Origin of the sequence: Streptomyces sp. BK79 (genome assembly GCF_044142145.1) — a bacterium.
Classification (GTDB): domain Bacteria; phylum Actinomycetota; class Actinomycetes; order Streptomycetales; family Streptomycetaceae; genus Streptomyces.
Genome location: NZ_JBHVOC010000022.1, coordinates 141806 through 164049, shown reverse-complemented (window position 1 = coordinate 164049; position 22244 = coordinate 141806). Strand labels below are relative to the sequence as shown.

The window sequence follows — 22244 nt, the reverse complement described above, 5'->3', positions numbered from 1 at the left end:
GGCCGGACAGGGAGGGGTCAAGGCGGGGTCCAGCCAAGGTGAGCGCAAGGCTGCCACGAGATGATCTTGGAGCCCTGAAGGCGGCTGGTCAGGATGCGGTAGGCATCGCGCGGTCGAGCGGCGTCAGGTTTCCGTACAGGGTGGCGTGTGAAGCAGATGCGAGTTCGCGGGCCCGGCTCTCGGCTGCCACGTCGTGCGGTACGAAGTAGACCGGCCCCGCGGAGGAGTCCGAGCGGATCTCGCCGGCGCGGATGCCCAGGCCGTCCGGTGCTCGCTCAGACACTCGATGCGACGATGACGTAGCGGGTTCCGGTTGGATGGTTGACCGGGGGTGAGGCGCTGGGCCGGGGAGTCCGGTTGGCCCCCTTACCCAGCCGGGCCCGGGCCCGGGCGTGCCACAGCCCAGTCGCGGTGATCTTCGGTATGGGCAGGCCGCGCAGCGCGCTGGTGAGTTTGGACCACACGGTCAGGTAGCCGCACTCCTCGAACAGCGCGGCCGCCAGCAACAGGTAGACCACTACCCGAGCGGGCAGTTTACGCAGTCGCTGCTGGACGATCCCGCACGGTCGAGCAGCGCGTCGACCATCTCGAACGGCACGAGCTGCGTCAACTCCCCAGCTGGCCCGGGGCGAAGGGGCCTTCGGCTACCGCGATCTCGCGGGTGATGACGCACTGGCCCGACAGCGGAGCCTCCGGTCTGCGTATGGCCAACCACCAGACCGAGCCCTCTGCGACCAGTGATGTCACCGGAGATCCCGCAGGGGTTTGAAGAAGAGGCGGCCGCGCGGAGGGCGTCGCTGCGTTTCTGGAGCGCAAGGAGACGCGCTTCACCTGGTCAGTCCCGGTCGGTCCGGCTCGCCCAGGACCAGCTGGCCCACCCGGGCTTGGAAGGCCTTGTGCACCTCCGCCGGAGCCTTCGTCGGGGAGCCGGAGTCATACGGCGGCTGCGGGTCGTACTCGATCGCGAGCTGGATGGCCTGAGCCTCCGTCCCGCCCGCAATCCGGCCCGCGAGGGTGAGCGCCATGTCGAGGCCCGAGGAGACGCCGGCGGCGGTGACGTACTTGCCGTCGACCACCACCCGCTCCAGGGTGGGCTGCGCCCCGTAGGCGGGGAGCTGCTCGAGAGCGAGCCAGTGGGACGTGGCCCTGCGGCCCTTGAGCAGTCCGGCCGCCCCGAGGATCAGGGAGCCGGCGCAGACCGAGGTGGTCCAGGTGGTGTGCGGGTCGACGGCGCGCACCCACTCCACCAGCGGTTGGGCGCCGTCCTCCGACAGCTGGTCCAGGACGCCCGGGCCGCCGGGCATCAGCAGGATGTCCGGGCGCGTCACCTCGTCGAGGGTGGCCTCGGCGACGAGGGACAGCTCGCCGGACTCGTTCGGCACGGGGCCGCGACGCTCGGCCGCGAAGACGACGTCGGTCCGGGATAGTCGGGTCAGCACCTCGTACGGCCCGACAGCGTCGAGCGAGGTGAAGCGGGGGAAGAGGGCTATCGCAATCTGCATGGGGCTCCTCGATTCGGCGGGCCGCAGGTCATTGTTCTGCGGTGTGACGGACGGGCGGCTGAAGCTCAGCGCGCCGGTACGGGGTTGAAGCGGCGGCGGTACTCGGCCGGGGCTGTGCCCAGGGTGCGCACGAAAGCGCGGCGCATCGCCTCCGGGGTGCCGTAACCGCAGGCGCGTGAGATCTCCTCGACGCCGTCGGACGTGTCCTCTAACAGCCGGCGCGCGGCGCGGATCGGGCTGGAAGGCGCCCTCGCCGCCGGGTACCACGAGCGTGTGCGGCGCGGTCCCGTCGGCCAGGCCTGCGTCCGGTGGCAGCCGCAGTCCGCTGAAGCAGCGGGCGGGGGGCGGCCGCCGACGCTCGCCGTGCGCACCTCGTACGAGCCCTGGGGTGGCGGGCGGCGCCGGCGAAGACCTCGAGAGGTCCGCTGACGTCGAGGCTCTGGGCGCCGTCGTAGAGGATGAAGAGCACGGTGCGTGGCTGCATGGTGACCATCGTGGCCAGGTTGGGCGATGGCGGCAATGACGAGTACCCCACCATTTCTGCCATGCGGATCCGCCTTACCCGCCGTGCGGACCCGCCCGCTGCGGGCCGGTGGGTGCGCCCGCAGGGCGCCGGCCCCGGCGGTCCGGCCGCGCGTAGCGCAGGGCCGCCGCGCGAGGGAGCGCAGCGGAGGCGCGCGTCGCGCCCGGACCCGGCCCAGTGGCTGCCGCCGGCCGCCGAGGTGCCCTGCCGGTACATCGCCGAGTGGGTGGCCACGAAGCTGCGCTGGCACCTGAGCGCGGACGAGACCGAAGCGGCAGCCCCGCAGGACGCAGCGGGCGACTGCCCGGAGCAGACGTGTTCTCCCGCGCGATCGACGGCTGGTCGGCCGCCACCAGCAAGCGGGCCAAGCTCGTCCTAGACGCCTTTGACATTGCCTGGTGGCGCCGCGACCGGGCTGGCATTCCCGCAGGTCCCGGGTTCGTTCATCGCTCGGACGCGGGCAGTCAGTACACGACTTTCGCGTTCACCGCCCATCTGCTCGAGGCCGGCATCGACGCCTCGATCGGCGCCGTCGGCGACGCACTGGACAACGCGCTCATGGACCGCCAGATCGGCCTCTAAACAAGACGGAGCTGATCAAGCCCCGCCGGCCCTGGCACGGACTGGCCGACGTGGAGCTCGGCACCGCGGAATGGGTCGACTGGTTCGACAACCAGCGCCTCCATACCGCCATCGGGGACATCCCGCCCCACGAACACGAGACCAACCACTACGCTCAACACCCGGCCCCAACCGACGGCTGCAGTCAACGCATAGAGGCTCCACCGATTCCGGAGCGCTTCACGCGCAACACGTCGAGTGACATGGACTGCTACCGCGTATCCGCGTCCGCCGTCCGTATCCACGTCGTCGCTGACTCTGACCCGTACGGGTCAGGCGACCCAGATCCAGACTTTCCCTTCGGGGACGCACGGGACATGTGCCGCAGGACCTGCTAACCGAGAACGCGCCTGCCGTGAGTGGCTGAACCCCAACCCTGGTGCGGTGGCGGCCGGAGCCCGCATAGGGTCTTGGCATGGCCGACGATCAGGGACAGAGCACACGAAGGGGGCCGGGGCGCCCCCGCCAGGCGCACGTCACCCGGGCCGTCCTGGACGCCGTCGTCGACCTGGTGGCGGAGAGCGGCATGAACGCCCTGACCATGGACGCCGTGGCGGCCCGCGCCGGAGTGAGCAAACCCGCCATGTACCGGCGCTGGTCCACCAAGCAGGACCTCGTCATCGCCGCCGCGGAGTCCCGGATCGGACCGTTGACCGTGCCCGACATGGGTGATTTCCGGGCGGAACTGCGCGCCGTGCTGACCGCACGCATGGAGGCGTACCGGCAGCCCGGCGTCGACCGGCTGCTTGCCGGGGTGATCGGCGCCGCCGCCGAGGCGGGTGCCGAGCCCGGCGCCTACCGCGCCTACACGTCCCGCGTGATGAGCGAGACACGTCACCTGCTGGAGCGCGGGGTGGCGCGCGGTGACGTCCGGCCGGACGTCGACGTGGCCGACGCCGCGACGCTCGTGGCGGCGTCCCTGGTCTTCCGCATGGTCGGTGAGCAGCGGATGCCGGACGAGGCGCTCGTCGACTCGGTGGTGGATCTGATCGGCAGGGCGGTCGGCACCCGGCCGTAATCCCCCGCCCTTCCTGGCGCGCAAGTTGGGCCGTGGCCGGGTGCGCCGCTTCGCCATGCCCGGAATCGGTCACTCCGCCTTCCCTGGCCATTCGTCGAAGCAAGTCGTCCCGACCCCTTGCATCGCCACGAACCAATATCGATACTGCCGGTTACGTAATCAGTCCGCTGTCGGGAGGTACCCCATGCAGGCCGTCGCCTCGACCCCTGTGGCCAATCCCAAGCCCGTGCTCGACAAGCCCTTGATGCACTACGGCAGCCGGGTGCTAAATCGACTCGCCCCCGGCGCCGAGCAGTTCGCGTACCGACTGTTGGACATCGCCCCGCTCACCCCGCACTTCGGCGCCGTGCTCGGCGGCGTCGACCTGACCCGGCCGATCACCGACGAACTCGCCGCGGAGCTGCGCCAGGCGTTGCTCGAGTGGAAGGTGATCTTCTTCCGCGGCCAGACCGGCTTCACCGCCGAGCACCAGCTCGCCCTGTCCGGTGTTTGGGGACCGCCGGAGGCGAACCCGTTCTTCGCGCGGACCGGCACGCCGGGCATCTCCCGGCTCGCCAAGGACGCCAAGGCCGCGGGCAACAAGAACATCTGGCACAGCGACCACTCGTTCATGGCCAATCCGTCGCTCGGCGCCGTCCTGCGCGCCGTGGACGTGCCCGCCGCCGGCGGCGACACGATGTGGGCGGACATGGCTGCCGCCTACGACAACCTGCCCGCCGACCTCAAGGAGCGGATCGAGGACCTCACCGCCGTCCACGACTGGGAGCCCAGCTGGGGCGCCCTGATGAACGACGAGCAGAAGGCCGCCTTCCGCGAGACCTGGCCACAGGTCGAGCACCCCGTCGTCGTGTGCCACCCGCGCAGTGGCCGCAAGACCCTCTACGTGAACGAGCCGTTCACCCGCCACATCAAGGGCCTCTCGGACGAGGAGAACCGCGAACTGCTCGACATCCTGGTGCTCCAGGCCCGCATCCCCGAGTTCCAGATCCGCTTCCACTGGGAGTCCGACTCCATCGCGATCTGGGACAACATCGCCACCCAGCACTACGCGGTCAACGACTACTTCCCGCAGCGCCGGGTGATGGAGCGCATCGCCATCGCCGGTGTCCCGCTGTCCTGACCCGCTCTCCCCTCTCCCGAGGAGCACCCATGACCGCGGTACCCACCGTGCCCCAGCACCCCACGGGGACCACCGAGGCCACCGGCAGAGACCGTCGGCGCGCCTGGACGGTGACCGTGTTGCTCGTGGTCTTCATGATGGTCAACTTCGCGGACAAGTCCGTCCTCGGCCTCGCCGCCGACGAGATCCGCGCGGACCTCCATCTGAGCGCCACCCAGTTCGGCCTCGTCAACAGCGCGTTCTTCCTCCTGTTCTCCGTGGCCGCGGTCGTGGTCGGGCTCGCCGCCGACCAGATGTCACCGAAGCGGCTGCTCCTGGTGATGGCCGCGCTGTGGTCCGTGGCCCAGGTACCCGCGGCGATCGGCGGCGGCTTCGCCGTCCTGGTCGCCTCCCGGCTCCTCCTGGGCGCGGCGGAGGGTCCGGCCTTCCCCGTCGCCCAGCAGGCCACACTGGCCTGGTTCCCCGACCACCGGCGCAACCTCCCCGGCGCCCTCATCACCCTCGGCGTCACCCTCGGCGTGATCATCTCGGCGCCCGGCCTGTCCTGGGTGATCCAGCACCACGGATGGCGCGCCGCCCTGTGGGTGCTCGTGGCCATCGGTGCCATTTGGGCCGCGGCCTGGGCCGCCCTCGGCGCGGACGGCCGGCACCGGCCCGCCACGGCCGCCGGTGACCGCCCGGAGAAGACGCGGGCGGCGGTCCCGTACCGGAGGATCTTCGCCAGCCGCACCTGGATCGGCGCCACCCTCGCCTACTTCACCAGCTACTGGACCGTGGCCCTGATGCTGGCCTGGCTGCCGTCCTACCTGCGCAACGGCCTCGGCTACTCGGCCCACGAGGCCGGCACCGTCGTCATCGCACCGTGGACGATCGGCGCCTTCGTCCTCCTCGCGCAGGCGGGCATCACCGGCCGGCTGATGCGGCGCGGCGTCGACAGCCGCCGCGCCCGGGGCTGGGTCGGCGGCTGGATCCTTGTCCTCGGCGCCGTCTGCTGCCTGGCACTGCCGCTCGCCGACGGTACGACGGCGAAGACCGTGCTGATCGCCCTCGGTTTCGGCTTCGGCGGCTCGTACGCCACCATCGCCGCGACCACCGTCGCCGAACTCGCCCCGCCGTCCCGCGAAGGCGGCGCCCTCGGCACCATGAACGCCGTGGTGACAGCGGCCGGCCTCGCCGCGCCGGCTCTCGTCGGGGCACTCGTCGACGCCCAGGGCACCGACGGCTACCAGAGCTCCGTACTGCTGTCCGGAGTGCTCCTCGCCGCGGGCGCCGCCGCGTCCTTCCTGCTCATAGACCCGGCACGGGACATCACCCGCCTGCCCGGCTGACGCCCCCCATTTGAGGAGCTGGTCCCCTATGACCACCGCACCCCCACTCGACACCGCGCCCCTCGACCGCGCCATCACCGACCTGCGCGAGCGCGCGGCCTCCTGGACCGCGACGCCGCTCACCGAGCGGATCGGCCTGCTGGAGCGGATGCTCCCCCACATCGGCGACGGAGCGCCCGCCATGGTCGCCGACTCGGCCCGGGCCAAGGGCTACGACGCCCGGTCCGACTGGGCCGCCGAGGACTGGGTCACCGCGCCCTGGGCACTGGCCCAGACCGTGGGCGCCTACCTGCACGTGCTGCGCCGACTGGCCGCCGGGCACGACCCGGTGCCCGCCAAGGCCGTCCGCACCCGCGACGACCGCACCGTCGTCGACGTCTTCCCCGCCACGCCCGCCGACCGCCTCCTGCTCAACGGCTTCACCGCCGAGGTGTGGACCCTGCCGGGCACGACCCGCGAGCAGGTCCTGGCCCGCGCCGCGGGCGAGTACCGCGGCCGGCCCGGCGACGCGGCCGTCGCCCTGGTCCTCGGCGCCGGGAACGTCCCGGCCATCACCCCGCTCGACATTCTGCACAAGCTGTACGCGGAGGGCCAGGTCGTCCTCGCCAAGATGAACCCGGTCAACGCCTACCTGCGCCCGCACTTCGAGAAGGTGTTCACCGAGTTCGTGGAACGCGGCTGGGTCCGCTTCGTCGACGGAGGCGCCGCCGAGGGCGCGTACCTCACCGTCCACGACGACGTCGACACCATCCACGTCACCGGCAGCGAGCGCACCCACGACGCCATCGTGTGGGGCACCGGCGAGCAGGGCGAGGAGCGCCGGCACGCGGACACCCCGCTCAACGACAAGCCGTTCACCAGCGAGCTGGGCGGCGTCAGCCCCTGCATCGTGACGCCGGGGCCGTGGAGCGCGGCGGACTTCCGCTTCCAGGCCGAGCACATCGTCACCAGCAAACTGAACAACTCCGGCCACAACTGCGTCGCCACCCAGGTCCTGCTCGTGCCCCGCCACTGGGACGGCACCGAGAGGCTGCTCACCGAGATCCGCCGCGTCCTCGGCGAACTCCCACAGCGAGACGACTACTACCCCGGCGCGGCCGACCGCCTCGCCGCGGTGACCCGCGCCCATCCCGAGGCCGAAACCCACGGCGACGACACCTGCCGCCTCCTGGTCCCGGACATTGCCGACGCCGACGACATGATGCTCACCGACGAGGTCTTCGCGAGCGCCTTGGGCGTGGTCCGCCTCCCGGGCGACGACGTGCCCGGCTTCCTGCGCGCGGCAACCGAGTTCGCCAACGACCGGCTGCCCGGCACCCTCGGCGCCACGCTCCTCGTCCACCCCCGTACCGAACGCGCCCACCGCGTCACCGTGGACGAGACCGTCGCCGCACTGCGCTACGGCACCCTCGGCGTCAACTGCTGGTCGGCGTTCGGCTTCCTGCTCGGCTACACACCATGGGGCGCCTTCCCCGGCCACTCCCGCCAGGACATCGGCAGCGGCATCGGATTCGTGCACAACGCCTTCCTGCTGGAGGACGTGGAGAAGACCGTGCTGCGGGCCCCGTTCGCACCCGCGCCGCGCGGCCTGTTCACCGGCTCCCCATCACTGTCCCCCCGGCCGCCCTACTACGTCACCAACCGCACCGGACTCACGACGATGGCACGCCTCACGGCCTACGCCACGGACCCGCGACCGGCCCGGCTGCCGGGCATCTTCGCGTCGGCCCTTCGCGGCTGAGCCGATCACCGGTCATGGTGGGGTAGAGCGTTAAGCCCTAAGAGACCAGAGCGGCATAGCGTGCCCTGGGCGGCACGTCGTTGGCAGGCTCCTGGTGTAGCTGGCATTCGCCTGTGGTGGAGCGATTCCGATCAAGGTCTCCGCGGTGCCCAGCAGCGGCATGGCCACGGTTGTGGGCAGCGGGCCACCGGCGAGCTTCGTCATGGCGGCGGCCGCGGTCTCCCGGTCAGGAGCATGGGTCCTCCGTGAGACGACCGGTCCGGCCGCGGCAGTCGACCGGTGAGAGGGAGGGGGGAAGGCCCCGCGAGGTGTGCGCCTCGCGAGGCCGGTGTGCCGTGGTGTGGTTCAGCTGGGTCTCGCCGGTTTCAGCTGAAGTTGACGTCGCTGCACAGGAAGTACTTCTGGTCCATGTGGGACGCCTTCCAGACGGTCACCACGACGTGACGTCCGCTGTAGCCGGAAGTGCTGACGTCGGTGACGTAGTGCGCCTGGTAGGGGTAGCGGCCGGTCTTCTTCACCAGTTCGAGGTCGTCCCACCCGATGAGCTCGTACTCGGGGTTGAAGCCCTGCTTGGTGACGTAGACCTCGAGCCAGTCGGCGCCGTGCCGGGCCTCGTCGTAGAGGTCGACGGTGAAGTCGGAGCCGATGTCGGTCATCTTCCACGGACCGGGGCGGTCGAGCGGCCGGTAGTTCGTCTCGCCCTGGCCGCCGGCGCTGCAGATCTGGCCGTCGGGGATGACCTGCTTGTAGTTGTCGCCGGTGTTGTTGGCGTAGACGGCCTTCCACGCTCCGATGGCGTTGGCGTTCTCGTGGTAGGTGCGGTAGCACATGGGGTCCTGGGACTCGTTGGGCTCGGTGTAGCCCCAGCGCTGCAGGCAGCCGTAGTTGCGGGTCTCCGGGGTGATGACCGTGCCGTGTGCGGCGGCCGTCGGCGCTTGGGCGAGCACGCCGAGCAGGCTGGTGGCCAGTACGGCGGCGCCCAGGGCGGTGCGGCCGGCCGCGGTCGCGGGTACGCGGTTCATGGTGCTCTTCCTCCGTGTCCTTCGGGGAATCACAGGCCGATACGACCAGTGATTTACGTGCTCATGACAGGCTGTTGGGTGGGGTCAGCTGCTGCGCCTGTCAGTCACCTCCCTTCGCGGGTGCTGCTTGCGGTGGGTGGAGAGGGCGAGCAGCTCGGTCGCGGACCATCGGCCGGGGCCGAGGACTGCGACCAGCAGGAAGGCCCAGCAGAACAGGGCCGCCTGCTCGCCGCCGTTCTCCAGCGGGAACAGACCGTCGCTCTGGTGGTGGACGAAGTAGGCGTACGCCATGGAGCCCGAGCACACGGTGGCGGCCGGCCGGGTGCCCAGGCCGAGCAGGACGAGGGCGCCGCCGAGCAGCTGGATCACTGCCGCCCACCATCCGGGCCACTGGCCGGTGCTGGGGGGCTGCCCGTGCGGTCCGCCGAGCACGTCGAAGAGCGTTGCCGCCCCGTGGCAGGCGAACAGCAGTCCGAGCACGATCCGGAACAGGCCGAGCACCGGTCCCTGGTACCTGGTGGGTGTCTCCACGGTGATGCCCTTTCTCAGCGGCGAGCGGGGGTGACGCTTCCTCGAGAGAGGAGCGTGGTGCGGGGGTCGGTGGCCGTCGGCGGCGGTGGGTCGCCGGCGGCCACCGGGGTGGGTCAGGAGGCGAGGGTCCACTTCTGGCTGGCCCAGGTGCCGCAGTCCCACAGGTGCAGGCGGGCGCCGTCGGCGGTGCTCTGGCCTTCGAGGTCGAGGCAGCGTCCGGACTTGACGTTCTTCAGGGTGCCGTTGGACTGGAAGGTCCACTTCTGGCTGTCCCAGCTGCCGCAGTCCCACAGGTGCGCCTTGGTGCCGTTGGCGGTGGCGCCGCCTTCGACGTCCAGGCACTTGCCGCCGGACTTCAGCTGCCGACCGTCGAGCGCCCAGCTCATCGAGGGCACGTCGGCGCAGGTCCACTGCTGGACGGCGGTGCCGTTGGCGGTGGAGCCGCCGGCGCGGTCGATGCACTTGTTCGTCGCACCGTTGAGGATCTTGCCGCCGGTGACCGGGCCGGGGTCGGGGTTGCTGCCGCCGGGGCCCCAGGCGTTCCAGTTGTCCCAGGTCTCGGCGTCGAAGCCGATCCGGCCGGGCTGGTCGGCTGCCCAGTTGTTGCCGGACTTCTGGATGACGGTGCCGCCGACGGTGTAGTTCTCCAGCTTCAGGCCGCGGCTGTCACGCGTCTCGTTGCCGAGAGTCACCTTCTGTCCGGCGCTGTTGGAGTACCGCTTGAGGAGGCTGACCTGGGAGGACGGGTCGAGCTGGTTCCATGCGCCGATCTTGAGGTTCTTGACGTGGATGTTCTCGGTGCTGGACAGGGCGAAGACGCGGATCGCGCAGTTGGTCATGCCTTCGACGGTGATGTTCTCGAAGGTCATGTTCTTCACCCATGCGCCCGGGTCGGCCGTGGTGGTCGAGCCGGTGTTCTCCCAGTGCGAGGAGGAGTTGAGGATGCAGGTGTTGTACTTGACGTCCTTCCAGTACATGCGGTTGTGGATGACGTGGGTGTTGTTCACCCGGACGTTGTCGATGTTGCGCGGGGTCCAGCCCCACTGGATGACGGGGCCGTTCTCGTTCTTCCAGATGACGGTGTTATCGATGCTGACGTCGCTGTGGTACATCTTCAGTACGTCGTCGTTGGCGTTGAAGAACGTGTTCTTCATGGTGCTGCCGCGGTAGAGCTCGATGCCGTCGGTCTGCCAGTACCAGGACCCGACCTGCTTGTAGTTGTCGACCCGCATGCTGAAGGTCTGCTCGTCGCCGTAGACGACGAAGGAGTGGTAGGGCGGCTCGTTGATGGTCACGCCCTGCAGGTCCAGGTGTTGCTGCCGGCCCTGCGCGGAGGCGAACTGAAGCATCTTCACGCAGCTGGTGTGGCAGTTGGACGCGCCGGAGAGGTGATCGTAGTTGTTGCTGGTGTCTGCCTCGTAGACGTACTGCTCACCGGAGAGCACGCCCTGGCCGGTCACCTTGTACAGGCCCTGGCTGTCGTCAGGGAACCGGATGGCGCCCTTCACATATGCGCCGGGAGCCAGGTAGACCCACTTGACCTGCTTGGGCAGCAGCGCGTGGTACTTGGACGTCATGTAGTAGGTGCCGGGGCGGAAGTACACGATCTCCTCGCTGATCGTGTTCAGGTTGGTGACCTGGCCCTGAGGCGGGTAGTAGGTGCTGCCCGAGGACGCCGTCGGGATCAGCCGCTCGGCCTCCGCGCCCGTCGGCGCCGGCTCCGCGAAGATCATCATGGAGTTGCGGGGCTCGGTGTGGATGGCCCGGTTGCCGCCGCCGCCCTGGGTGGTCAGCTTGCCGGCGTCGGTCGCGGGGCCGGACATGTCGTTGTACGCCGTGTACAGCTGCGGGTCGAACTCGACGGAGAACCGGTAGCCGGCCGAGCTGTAGGGCACCTTGACGCGTACGGTCTTGCTGTCGACCAGTTCCTTGGCGAAGTCCAGGCTGCTCGGCTTGATCTTGACCTGGTCGGCCGAGGAGATCGTCTGACCGGTGCGCAGGGTCACGTCGACCCACACGTCGGTCGTGTACTGGAAGGACGACCAGCTCATGGTGAGGTTCGCGGACGAGGAGAACTCGGCCCCGTCCTCCTTGGTGTAGCCGATCTTGCCCTTGCCGCTGCGCGGGATGCTCATGTACGCGAACGAGTCGTACTTCGTCGTCGGCGCCGCCGCGGTGGCGACCTTCACGTCGTAGAACGACGACCGCCGGACCTTGTCGTTGCCCACCGGGCTGGTGGTGTTGAACTCGTAGTTGTCGTGCCACCACGTCTTCAGGGCGGTGGTGTCCGCGGGTGCCGGCTCTGCCGCCGATGCGGCCCGGGCGTCAGGGGCGGGGCGGCTCGGGGGTGTTCCGGCCACGGCCGTGCTGACGGGCACGATGACCGAGGCCAGTGCCAGCGCCAGACCGACGGCGATCGCCGCCAGTCGTCTCAGTGCTGCTGCGGGCATGCTGATGTCCTTCTCCTTGGCGACAGGGGGTCCACCGGCGTCTCTGCACCGTCCCGAGCCGTTCGTTCGGGCGGCTCCATCACCGCGCACGCCGGCAAGACGACACGCATCAGGGGGAAGCGCGGCCGAGGCGGCTACCGGTGGGTTCCTACTGGTGTGCCGGGGGCGGAAACTGCGTGCCCCCGGCCGGTCCGGGCTACGTGCACGTGGAAGGCCGGATGGCCGGATGCCCGGCGGATCGGCTGGCCACGGCCTCGTCGCGGGCCGGTGACCGGGTCAGTGCAGGAGTCCTCCCTTCGGCAGGCAAGAGCGAGTGGCGCGTGCGCCGGGGTTCATCCGAGGGGGCCGGGACACTCCGGCCCTCCACCCCGCCCGGGCCGGTCGACGCAGCACGCACGCCGCTGAGCGCGCCAACGGCGCAGACAACGGGTCCCTGGGGTGCCGCCCGAGCGCCGGATGTTGCGCCCAGCGCTGTGCGGTCGCCGGATAACGTCCCGTCATTTCTTCCCCGTGTCAACGAAATGAACAGGATTCCTCACCACTCAGTCCCCCTGCGACCGAACCGAGGCCTCAGACCAGGACTTCTTACCCAGGCAGCAGGAGCACCGGAGGCGATTACGGTTGCGTAACACGCTGTTTTCTTTCTTGACGCACGAAAACTGCGGGGACAGACTCCCGTCATGTCCAGCCGGCCCGGGGCACCCGACCGGCCCCGGGAGCGAGGCGGAAGGAGAGCGTGATGATCTCCCTGTCCCTGCTCGTGCCACGGTTTCGGCGTCATGGACGACGGCACGCGCCGCATCGGGTTCGATGGAAGCGGACCGGACAGACCAGCCCTTGACCGACTACACCTTTGGAGGCGCGCGTGATGAGCCCGTCCAAGATCCGTTTCTCGGAGCTTGTCGGTGAGCAGACCCGGGCGGAGATCTTCGCGACCGTCCTCACCGCGGGTCCCATCTCGCGTACCCAGCTCGCCCAGCGCCTGGGCCTCGTCCCCTCGAGCGTGACCCGGATGCTTCCCCCGCTCCTGGAGCACGACTACCTGCGCGAATCGGACGCCGCTCCCCAGGGGCGCGGCCGGCCGCAGAAGATGCTCCACGTCAATCCGGACAAGCACATCGTCGTCGGCACGAAGATCGGTCCCGCGCAGGTCTCCGGAGTGGTCACCGACATGGCGGCCAACGTCCTGGCCCGCGCTGAGGAACCGATCGCGGATTGCACACCCGAGACCGCCCTGTCCGCCGCCGCAGCCCTGACCAGCAGGCTCCTCTCCGAGGCGCCCGAAGCGGCGGACAGGGTACTGGGGATGGGAGTCGGGGTCAGCGGCCACGTCGACTCGGGCGCTGGCATCTGCCGCTACTCGGCCCTGCTCGGCTGGGACAAGGTCGACGTGGCCGGCCCGCTGCGCGAGGCGACCGGTCTGCCGGTCGTCGTGAACAACGACGTCAACACCCTGGTCGTCGCCGAACGCTGGTTCGGGCAGGGCCGTGACGTCGACTCCTTCGCCGTCGTCACCGTCGGCCCCGGAATCGGCTGCGGCCTCCTCCTCGATGGAACCCTGTTCTCCGGCGCCACCGGCCTGGCCGGCGAACTCGGGCATCTGCCGCTCGACCCCGCGGGCCCGATGTGCAGCTGCGGCCGCCGCGGCTGCCTGGAGGCTCTCGCCGGGGACCGGGCTGTCCTGCGCCATATGCAGGATGCCGGTATCCCCTGTACCACGATCTCCGAAGCCATTGAGATCGCCCGCTCGCCCGCAGGCGGGTCCGCCCAGGTGGTCGCCCGCTCCGCGTTCGCCGAAGCAGGAGCCGCCCTGGGGCGCGGACTGGCCGGCATGTGCAACCTGCTGAACCTGCAAAAGATCATCATCGCCGGAGAAGGAGCGGTCGCTCACGACCTCTTCGGCCCAGCGGCGTCACAGGCACTGGAGGCGCACGCGTTCTCCACGGCTGCCCGCGACTGCGACGTCCACGTCGACCCTGTCCGCCACGACCTGTGGGCCCGAGGCGCGGCCTGCCTCGTCATCCGTGACGCGGTGGGCGCGGCCATCTCCTGACCCACTGCCGCCGCCGACCGTCACCACGGCCCTCCCTTCCCCTCCCTCTTCACTTTGAGTAGTCGATCACACACGATGAGGTTTGACGTGCCGGAAAACGTAGCCAGCCCTGCCGACTCCTGGTGGAGCAACGCGGTGGTCTACCAGATCTACCCGCGCTCCTTCGCCGACTCCGACGCGGACGGCGTAGGCGACCTCCAAGGCATCATCGAGCGCCTGGACTACCTGTCCGAGCTCGGCGTGGACGTGCTGTGGCTCTCCCCCGTCTATCCCTCGCCGCACGACGACAACGGCTACGACATCAGCGACTACCAGGACATCGACCCGCTCTTCGGCACGCTGGCCGACTTCGACCGGCTGCTGACCTCGGTGCACGAACGTGGCATGAAGCTGGTGATGGACCTGGTCGTCAATCACACCAGCGACGAGCACCCCTGGTTCACCGCCTCCCGCGACGGCGGACCAGGCGGACCGCGGCGCGACTGGTACATCTGGCGCCCGCCCCGTGAGGGCATGGAGCCCGGAGCGCCGGGAGCGGAACCGAACAACTGGGAGTCGTGGTTCTCCGGTCCCGCATGGACGTACGACGTCGCCAGCGGCGAGTACTACCTGCACACCTTCTCCCGCAAGCAGCCCGACCTGAACTGGGACAACCCCGAAGTCCGGCAGGCCGTGTACGCGATGATGCGCTGGTGGCTGGAGCGCGGGGTCGACGGCTTCCGCATGGACGTCATCAATCTGATCTCCAAGGACCCGGCCCTGCCCGACGGGATCGTCCCCGAGGGCGCCCGCTACGGTTTCGGCCACCCCTACTACGTGTGCGGCCCTCGCATCCACGACTACATCGCCGAGATGCACCGCGAGGTCTTCGACCGCCATCCTCGCCGGCTGCTCACCGTCGGCGAGATGCCCGGCGTCACGGTGGAGGAGGCCAAGCTCTTCACCGACCCCGCCCGCCGCGAGCTCGACATGGTCTTCCAGTTCGAGCACGTCGGGCTCGATCAGGGCCCCGGCGGCAAGTTCGACGTCCGGCCCCTGAAACTGACCGACCTCAAGGCCAGCCTCGGCCGCTGGCAGACCGGCCTGGGCGACACCGGCTGGAACAGCCTGTACTGGAACAACCACGACCAGCCCCGGGTGGTCTCCCGCTTCGGCGACGACACCCCCGCATACCGGGGCCGCTCCGCCAAGCTGCTGGCCACCGTCCTGCACCTGCACCGAGGCACGCCCTTCGTCTACCAGGGCGAGGAACTGGGCATGGCCAACGCCCCGTTCACCTCCGTCGACGACCTGCGGGACATCGAGTCCCTCAACCACTACCGCGAGCAGACCGCGCGCGGAACCGATGCCGACGCCGTCATGCGGGGGCTGCGGCACCGCAGCCGGGACAACGCCCGCACCCCGATGCAGTGGGACGCCACCGAACACGCAGGCTTTACCACCGGGGTCCCGTGGATCGCCGTCAACCCCGATCACACGGACGTCAACGCCAAGGCCCAGCTCGCCGACCCGGAATCGGTCTTCCACTACTACCGGCGCCTGATCGCCCTGCGCCACACCGAGTCCGCCCTCACGCACGGCGACTTCCACATGCTCCATCCCGACCACGAACAGCTCTACGCCTTCACCCGCCACGACGCGGACCGGGGCACCGAACTGCTCGTCCTGGCCAACTTCAGCGGCACCGACCTCACCGTCGACCTGCCCGACGGCTGGGAACACAGCGAGACCCTCATCGCCAACGTCCCCGCCACCGCACCGCTCGCGGCCCAGCACACCCTGCAGCCGTGGGAAGCCCGCGTCCACCGCCGCCGCACCAGCTGACACCACCGCCCTTGCCGCAACGACGCACACCAAGGAAACTGCCATGAACAACCCGCGCATCCGCCCCGCCCTGCGCAGAAGGCCGCTGCTCCTCGCGGCTTCCGCCCTGGCCCTGCTGGCACCGCTGACCGCCTGCGGCGGCTCCGACACCGCCGCCGGCGACGGCAAGACCCTTCGTCTGTGGCACTACGAGGACAAGGACGGCGCCCTGGGCAAGGCGTGGGACGCGGCCATCGCCGAGTTCAAGAAGACCCACCCCGACGTGAAGGTCGTCTTCGAGCGCAAGACGTTCGAGCAGATCCAGCAGAACGCGGGCATGATCCTCAACTCCGACAAGGCGCCGGACGTCATGGAGTACAACAAGGGCAACGCCACCACCGGCCTGCTCGCCAAGCAGGGCCTGCTGACCGACCTCACCCCCCTCGTGAAGGACAACGGCTGGGACAGGAAGATCAGCGAGGATGCCTCCGTCACCGCCCGCTACAACGCGGACGGCGAGATGGGCGGCGAGAAGTGGTACGGCATACCCAACTACGGTGAGTTCGTCCTCACCTACTACAACGACGACCTCTTCAAGAAGCACGGTGTCGACAAGCCCACCGACTTCGCGAGCTTCGAGGCGGCACTGGCAAAGTTCAAGGCCGCCGGCGTCACTCCGCTGGCCAACGCCGGCAACGACCACCCCGCCGGCCACTGGCTGTACCTGCTCGCCCTGTCCAAGGCCAACGCCACCTGGGTCGACAACTACCAGCTGTACCAGGGCAAGGTCGACTTCCACGGCCCCGAGATGACCTACGCCGTCGACAAGTACCAGGAGTGGCTCGACAAGGGCTACTTCGACAAGAAGGACGTCGGCCTCAAGGGCAACGACATGACCGAGCAGTTCGTCGCCCAGAAGCGGCCCATCATGGTCGGCGGCAACTGGTGGTTCGGCGGCCTGTCCACCGACATCACCGACTTCCAGTGGTCCACCGCCCCCTACCCCGGCAGCGACGACACCCTGGGCTCCGGCGGCAACCACTGGGTCATCCCCACCAAGGCCAAGAACAAGAAGCTCGCCGAGGACTTCATCGCCATCACCATGTCGGACAAGATCCAGAAGCTGATCGGCGAAGAGGGCAACGTCCCGCTCGCCGCCAAGCCCGACGACATCACCAACCCGAAGTCCCGCCAGCTCATCAACGCCTTCACCCAGAGCCAGGAGAACGGCGGCCTGTCCTTCTACCCCGACTGGCCGGTCGCCGGCTACTACGACACCTGGGTCGCCGCAACCCAGAACCTCATGAACGGCGGCAAGCCCGACACCGTCCTCGACGAACTGGCCGGCCCCTACGAGAAGTACCTCGCGACCCGGCCCTGACGTCACCACTGCGGCCGCCTTCTCCAGGCGGCCGCACACCACGCGTTCCGGGGACGGCGGCCCGGGCCCTGCCATGGCCGCCGTCCCGTCCAACCAGGAGCAACAGTGAAAACCAAACGTCACCCGCGGTCCACGGGCTATGCCGTCTTCCTCGCGCCGGGCCTGCTGCTGAGTCTGCTCTTCCTCGTCGTCCCGCTGGTGATGACCTTCTACTACAGCCTCACTCAGTGGCAAGGCATCGGCGATCCCACCTTCATCGGCCTGGACAACTACACGCGGCTCTTCCAGGACGCCGACTTCTGGGCCTCCTTCCGCAACATCGCCTTCGTCATCATCGGCATCGCCGTCGTGCCCACCTTGCTCGGGCTGTTCCTGGCCGCGCTGCTGTTCGACTACATCGGCAAGAAGCACGGCGACGGCATCGTCGGCATCTTCCGCTCCGGCCTCTACCTGCCGCAGGTCATCCCCGTCGCCGTCACCGGCCTGATGTGGGGATGGGTCCTGGCCCCCGAAGGCGCCGTCAACTCCGTCCTCGACACCATCGGCCTGTCCTCGCTCTCCCAGAACTGGCTCGGCGACCCCGACCTCGCCCTGTGGGCCGTCCTCGGCGTCCTGGTCTGGATGCAGCTCGGCTACCCACTGGTCCTGTTCATGTCCGGCCTGCAGCGCATCGACCCCGAACTCTACGAGGCCGCCGCCCTCGACGGCGCCTCCTGGTGGCAGCGCTTCACCCGCATCACCGTGCCCATCCTGCGGCCCGAGGTCTATGTCGTCCTAGTCACCACCACCATCGCCGGCCTGAAGGTCTTCGCCCAGGTCTTCGTCCTCACCGGTGGCGGCCCCGGCAACTCCACCCTCGTCCCCGCTTACTTCGCCTACCAGAACTTCTTCGAACGCGCCGACGTCGGCTACGGATCCGCGATCTCCAGCACGATCACCCTTCTCGTCCTGATCATCGCCGGAACGATGCTCACCCGCCAGGCTCGCGAGGACGGATGACCATGACCACCGACACCACCGCCCCCAGCGCGCCGCGCGTCCAGAAGACGGCGACTCCCGGCCGTACCTCCACCAGACGAGACCGGAAGAAGGGAACGCCCGGTAAGCGCGGTGCAGGCTCCTACGCCGTCGTGGCCGCGGTCACCGTCTTCGTCCTGGCCTTCCTCGCCCCGTTCGCGATCATCCTGCTCAACTCCTTCAAGACCAGTGCCGACTACCGCGCCAACGGCTCCCTGTCCTGGCCCGAAACCTGGAACTGGGACATCGTCGCCGACGTCTGGGAACGCGTCGACTTCACCCAGAAACTCGTCAACAGCATCCAGATCAGCCTCGGCGTCGTCCTCATCGCCGTCGTCCTCGCCCTCTTCAACGCCTACGCCATCGGCATCGGCCGCATCCGCTGGCGCACCGCCTTCCTCGTCTTCTTCCTCGGCGTCAACGTTCTGCCGCAGGAGGGCCTGGTCTACCCCGTCTACTACCTGTTCAAGGAGATGGGTCTGTACGACGGCAAACTCGGTTACACGATCCTCGTCGGTATCACCTACAGCGCCTTCGGCACTTACCTGCTGTCCTCGGTCTTCAGCAGTTTCCCCCGCGAACTCATCGAAGCCGCTTCCCTCGACGGCGCCGGCCGCTGGACCATCCTGTGGCGCATCATCCTGCCCATGAGCTGGCCGACACTGTCGGTGATGTTCGTGTTCTTCTTCGTCTGGAGCTGGAACGAGTTCCTCTACCCTCTCGTCCTGCTGGTCTCCAACGACAACCAGACCGTCCCCCTCGGCCTGTCCGTCATGCAGGGCCAGTACACCAGCGACCCCACCGCCATGAGCGCCGCCGCCCTCCTCGGTGTCATCCCCATGGTCGTCTTCTTCCTCATCTTCCAGCGCTCCCTCACCCGCGGCGTCACCGCCGGCGCCGTCAAGTAGGCCGGCCCGGCCACCAGCCACCCCGGATCCGGAACCATCCACCGCCCCGCAACCGGATCCGGGGTACAGCCATCACACCCGGCACGCATCGGCGTTGCGAGAACTGGGACCTCAACAATCCTGGTTGTCGCTGGTCAGAGGTACTTTGCGCTTACCCGACCGCCTGTCGTGCAACCCGCCTCATGAAATTGCGAGGCTTATCGTCGGTGCTGGTCCCAGCCCTGATACCGGACGGATCGGTGATGCGGGCGGCAAGCGACGTCGAGCAGGGTCGGCTGAGACCCGAACGGTACCGCGAGGCGGGGCTGGTCTACACCGGCCTGCCTGCAGGTACCTCTTCCCGGTGGCGCGGACCGCCGCCAGAACCGACTCCACCGACCTCCACACTTCAGACTGCGAGCACCCCGGCGCAACGCACTACGCCTACGGGGCTGACCTCGTCCCCCTCAGCGGGGAGCTGATCCACGGCAGAGAGGCGGAGGTCACCGACCGGATCATCAACCGCGGCCGGAGCCGTCTCCGAGGCGTGCGCGTGCGACGCCCACGGCGCCCACGGCGCCCACGAAAAGCTGATCGACACGCCCGGCCTGGCGCGGGAGAAGAGCCTGGCAGCCGCCGCATTCGCCGGGGCCCCGCAGTGACGCCCGCGACCGGCACCGGCATCGTGCTCCCGCCTGACCTCTCGAGCTCCGAGCTGACGGCGTTCGCCCGCCGCGCCGACGACCTCGGCTTCGACGCGCTGTGGGTGGTGGAGGACTGCTTCCTGAACGGCGGGATCGCGCAGGCCGCCACCGTGCTGGCCATCACCCGGCGGCTCACGGTTGGGCTCGGTCTCCTGCCCGCGGACGCACGGAACCCGGCGTTCGCCGCGATGGAGGTCGCGACGCTCACCAGGCTGAGGTCGCTGCGGGTGGCCGGGCGGGCCGTCGACGGCGTCCTCCTGGCCGAGCCGGTGACGCCTGAGTACCTCGCCACGGCGAGGGAGCGCGCTACGAGCCGCGGCCGGCTCCCCCTAGGAGTTCGCGGCACGGCTCCCCGACGCGTGGGTGGAGCGGCTCGCCGTCGCCGGCACCCCGCAGCACGCCGGAGCGCACCTCGCGGCACTGCGCCGCGGTTGCGCCACGCAGGTTGTTCTGAGCCCTGCCGGGCCCGATCCACTCGCCGCGCTGGACTCCCTGGCGCGACTGCTCAGAGTTCCGCGCATATCCGGGTGAAACCGCTACCACACGGTGCCGGGCACTCCCGTCATACGGGCCGGGGACGCCAGGCGGCACCGCCGCCTCGGCAAACGCGGACCCGCGCACTCGACACCGGGAAAGCAGAAGCGGATCCTCCCAGCTCATAGCCCTGGGCCTTGCCGAGATACGCCGCCTCACCCACCGGCTCACCAAACGCCACTTCGTCCCCGTCGAACAGATCCTGCACTGGTCGAGCTGGCGCCGACGACACCAGCATCAGGCCTTCACCTGCCACTACAAACGACGAGACCACAGCCCATAAGTACTAATCTGCCCGGCCGGTGACGGCGACGGACGCTCCAAGACCGATCATGGCCAGCCCTCCCGTGCCACCGATCAGCGACATGCGGCGGGGAGAACGCCCCAGCCAGGCACGCGCAGTGGAGGCGGTCAGCCCCCAAATGCCGTCGGAGACCAGTTGCAGCAGGGCCCCGGCCAACCCCAGGAGGAGCATCTGAAGGCTGGCGTGGCCGGATTCCGGGTCGACGAACTGAGGCAGGACCGCGGTGAGGAAGACGATGCTCTTCGGGTTGGTCACCCCGACGACGAACCCCGCCCGGACCGAGTCGCCGCCACCGCCGGGCGCGGCACCCCAGGCGGTCCTCATGATCGCCCGGTCCCTCCAACTCGCCCGCAGCGCCTTCGCGCCGAGAAAGACGAGGTAGGCGGCTCCGGCCAGCTTGATCACGTTGAAGAGCAAGACCGAACGCTCGACTACACTCCCAACCCCCATGGCCACCGCGATGACAAGCACGTAGCCGCCGAGCGCGTTGCCGAGGACAGAAGACAACGCCGTTCTGCGCCCGTGGGCGAGAGCTCGTCCGATGACGAAGAGCACGCTCGGCCCTGGGACCGCTGACAGAAGTAGCGACATGGCGCAGAAAGCGAGCAACTGATGGGCATCGACCATGGACGAGATTTTCGCTCCCGTGGCCGGGCATCTCCAGACCGACTTTAGACCTAGTACTGCAACGGCAAGCACCGTTGCAGTACCAAGGGCTGTCCCGTACGTAGCCGTGGGAGTCGGCGAAAGAGCGTCCGGCTCGGTCGTGTCACAACCGAAACGGTTCCTCCGTCAGAGAGGCGGAAGCACCTCGTTCGCCAAGTCTCCTGGGAGCTGAGCCCCGTGGCCGTTGCCTATGTCATCGCAGCCGTCCTGACCATCGCCTACTGCTTGTTCTCGGCCGGTGCCGATTTCGCACGCTGGGAACGCGTCGGCGTCGCCATGGACAGGGTCGGGGTACCGCGATCCTGGATGCCGTGGTTGGGAGTGCCCAAGGCGGCAGCTGCACTGGGGCTCGTCGTTGGCTTCTGGGTGCCGGTAGTTGCCGTGGCGGCAGCGGCTGGTCTGGTCCTCTTCTTCGGCGCCGCCATCGTGATCCACTTGCGAGTGCGCGATTACTCCTTCGGCCTGCAGTACCCGTTCTTCCTGCTGGCCGGCACCACTTTGGCGTTGAGCTCTGCCGGCTAAGGTCCTCCGCGGGGTTGCCTACCGTGAGTGCGATGATCTTGATGTGGCTGGTGTGATCACGGCGTCGGAGCCGTCCTGGATGGCCCCGTTCATCGGGCTGAGCACGCGCGCCTTCGCAAAGTTGGTGGCGCAGCTGCGGCGTGAGGGCGCCGACGCCCCTGGCAGGGGACGGCCATGGCAACGGACATCGAGAAGGGATTCCCCGGGCTGCTCACGCTCCTGGGCTCAGAGTCCCCGGGCGGTACTGCTCCTCGCTGAACAACAATGGCCGAGGCCCTGCGTCCCGTGCGGCAGGGCACCGACGTTGCTGCCGAGTACCGCGCCCGCGAGGCCGCCGGCCGCGGCGAGACCCTGGACGAGGGCGACCTCTACAGCGACGTACGTCCTGCACTGGTCGCCTTGCGGAACCTAGGCATACGCGTGATCGTCGCGGGCAACCAGACGACTCGCGCATCGGAGTGGACGCGCCGAACTGGAGTCAGTATGCCTGCGCTTACGGACAGCGGCGTTGGCCGCC

19 protein-coding genes and 3 pseudogenes are annotated in these 22244 nt (G+C 69.1%); 14 read left to right on the top strand and 8 right to left on the bottom strand.

Annotated features, from left to right (window positions below):
- Positions 1-88: 88 nt before the first annotated feature.
- The 4 genes and pseudogenes from ACFIF2_RS26295 to ACFIF2_RS26280 form a co-directional block, all read right to left on the bottom strand.
- Positions 89-283, bottom strand: a complete 195-nt coding sequence (locus tag ACFIF2_RS26295) for a hypothetical protein (RefSeq protein ID WP_395575708.1) — start codon at positions 281-283, stop codon at positions 89-91.
- Positions 276-518: a transposase domain-containing protein gene (locus ACFIF2_RS26290; protein WP_395575707.1), complete on the bottom strand. Its 243-nt coding sequence runs from the start codon at positions 516-518 to the stop codon at positions 276-278. The genes ACFIF2_RS26295 and ACFIF2_RS26290 overlap by 8 nt, the downstream gene beginning before the upstream one ends.
- A 309-nt stretch (positions 519-827) precedes the next feature.
- Positions 828-1502 (bottom strand): DJ-1/PfpI family protein, encoded by a 675-nt coding sequence (locus ACFIF2_RS26285; RefSeq protein ID WP_395575706.1) that lies wholly within the window; start codon positions 1500-1502, stop codon positions 828-830.
- 65 nt (positions 1503-1567) lie between these two features.
- A pseudogene (locus tag ACFIF2_RS26280) lies at positions 1568-1726 on the bottom strand (helix-turn-helix domain-containing protein); the annotation flags it as partial.
- 614 nt (positions 1727-2340) lie between these two features.
- Here ACFIF2_RS26280 and ACFIF2_RS26275 point away from each other — a divergent pair.
- From ACFIF2_RS26275 to ACFIF2_RS26255, 5 genes are all read left to right on the top strand, one after another.
- On the top strand, positions 2341-2607 hold the full coding sequence (locus tag ACFIF2_RS26275) for a hypothetical protein (protein ID WP_395575705.1): 267 nt from the start codon (positions 2341-2343) through the stop codon (positions 2605-2607).
- Between the two features lie 454 nt (positions 2608-3061).
- A complete protein-coding gene (locus ACFIF2_RS26270; protein ID WP_395575704.1) occupies positions 3062-3664 on the top strand; it encodes a TetR/AcrR family transcriptional regulator in 603 nt (200 codons plus the stop codon).
- A gap of 184 nt (positions 3665-3848) precedes the next feature.
- A complete protein-coding gene (locus ACFIF2_RS26265) occupies positions 3849-4784 on the top strand; it encodes a TauD/TfdA dioxygenase family protein (protein WP_395575703.1) in 936 nt (311 codons plus the stop codon).
- Between the two features lie 29 nt (positions 4785-4813).
- The gene (locus ACFIF2_RS26260) at positions 4814-6112 is read left to right on the top strand and encodes an MFS transporter (protein WP_395575702.1); all 1299 of its coding nucleotides are present in this window, start codon (positions 4814-4816) and stop codon (positions 6110-6112) included.
- A gap of 28 nt (positions 6113-6140) precedes the next feature.
- Positions 6141-7853, top strand: coding sequence for an aldehyde dehydrogenase family protein (locus ACFIF2_RS26255; RefSeq protein ID WP_395575701.1), 1713 nt, complete (start codon positions 6141-6143; stop codon positions 7851-7853).
- A 365-nt stretch (positions 7854-8218) separates the two neighbouring features.
- On the opposite strand, the gene ACFIF2_RS26250 is transcribed toward ACFIF2_RS26255, so the two are convergent.
- From ACFIF2_RS26250 to ACFIF2_RS26240, 3 genes are all read right to left on the bottom strand, one after another.
- Positions 8219-8875 carry a lytic polysaccharide monooxygenase gene (locus ACFIF2_RS26250; protein ID WP_395575700.1) on the bottom strand — a complete coding sequence of 219 codons (657 nt, stop codon included), beginning with the start codon at positions 8873-8875 and terminating at the stop codon, positions 8219-8221.
- Positions 8876-8959: 84 nt separating this feature from the next.
- Positions 8960-9406: a DoxX family protein gene (locus ACFIF2_RS26245; RefSeq protein ID WP_395575699.1), complete on the bottom strand. Its 447-nt coding sequence runs from the start codon at positions 9404-9406 to the stop codon at positions 8960-8962.
- A gap of 113 nt (positions 9407-9519) precedes the next feature.
- Positions 9520-11856, bottom strand: coding sequence for a family 49 glycosyl hydrolase (locus tag ACFIF2_RS26240; RefSeq protein WP_395575698.1), 2337 nt, complete (start codon positions 11854-11856; stop codon positions 9520-9522).
- An 868-nt stretch (positions 11857-12724) separates the two neighbouring features.
- Here ACFIF2_RS26240 and ACFIF2_RS26235 point away from each other — a divergent pair.
- The 6 genes from ACFIF2_RS26235 to ACFIF2_RS26210 all read left to right on the top strand — a co-directional run bounded on the left by ACFIF2_RS26235 (position 12725) and on the right by ACFIF2_RS26210 (position 20363).
- Positions 12725-13909: an ROK family protein gene (locus tag ACFIF2_RS26235; protein ID WP_395575697.1), complete on the top strand. Its 1185-nt coding sequence runs from the start codon at positions 12725-12727 to the stop codon at positions 13907-13909.
- Between the two features lie 87 nt (positions 13910-13996).
- Positions 13997-15733 carry an alpha-glucosidase gene (locus ACFIF2_RS26230; protein ID WP_395575696.1) on the top strand — a complete coding sequence of 579 codons (1737 nt, stop codon included), beginning with the start codon at positions 13997-13999 and terminating at the stop codon, positions 15731-15733.
- A gap of 43 nt (positions 15734-15776) precedes the next feature.
- Positions 15777-17093: an ABC transporter substrate-binding protein gene (locus ACFIF2_RS26225; RefSeq protein WP_395575695.1), complete on the top strand. Its 1317-nt coding sequence runs from the start codon at positions 15777-15779 to the stop codon at positions 17091-17093.
- Between the two features lie 105 nt (positions 17094-17198).
- On the top strand, positions 17199-18092 hold the full coding sequence (locus ACFIF2_RS26220; protein WP_395575694.1) for a carbohydrate ABC transporter permease: 894 nt from the start codon (positions 17199-17201) through the stop codon (positions 18090-18092).
- Between the two features lie 2 nt (positions 18093-18094).
- Positions 18095-19018 (top strand): carbohydrate ABC transporter permease, encoded by a 924-nt coding sequence (locus ACFIF2_RS26215; protein ID WP_395575693.1) that lies wholly within the window; start codon positions 18095-18097, stop codon positions 19016-19018.
- Complete coding sequence (locus tag ACFIF2_RS26210; RefSeq protein ID WP_395575692.1) at positions 18939-20363, top strand: LLM class flavin-dependent oxidoreductase; 1425 nt, start codon at positions 18939-18941, stop codon at positions 20361-20363. Before ACFIF2_RS26215 ends, ACFIF2_RS26210 begins: the two co-directional genes overlap by 80 nt.
- Before the next feature lie 158 nt (positions 20364-20521).
- Here ACFIF2_RS26210 and ACFIF2_RS26205 read toward each other — a convergent pair whose 3' ends face one another.
- The gene (locus ACFIF2_RS26205; protein WP_395575691.1) at positions 20522-21166 is read right to left on the bottom strand and encodes a LysE family translocator; all 645 of its coding nucleotides are present in this window, start codon (positions 21164-21166) and stop codon (positions 20522-20524) included.
- Between the two features lie 216 nt (positions 21167-21382).
- Here ACFIF2_RS26205 and ACFIF2_RS26200 point away from each other — a divergent pair, with 216 nt between their 5' ends.
- The 3 genes and pseudogenes from ACFIF2_RS26200 to ACFIF2_RS26190 form a co-directional block, all read left to right on the top strand.
- Positions 21383-21727 carry a DoxX family protein gene (locus ACFIF2_RS26200; protein ID WP_395575690.1) on the top strand — a complete coding sequence of 115 codons (345 nt, stop codon included), beginning with the start codon at positions 21383-21385 and terminating at the stop codon, positions 21725-21727.
- 43 nt (positions 21728-21770) lie between these two features.
- A pseudogene (locus ACFIF2_RS26195) lies at positions 21771-21905 on the top strand (IS5/IS1182 family transposase); the annotation flags it as partial.
- An 89-nt stretch (positions 21906-21994) separates the two neighbouring features.
- A pseudogene (locus tag ACFIF2_RS26190) lies at positions 21995-22219 on the top strand (HAD family hydrolase); the annotation flags it as partial.
- Positions 22220-22244 lie beyond the last annotated feature (25 nt).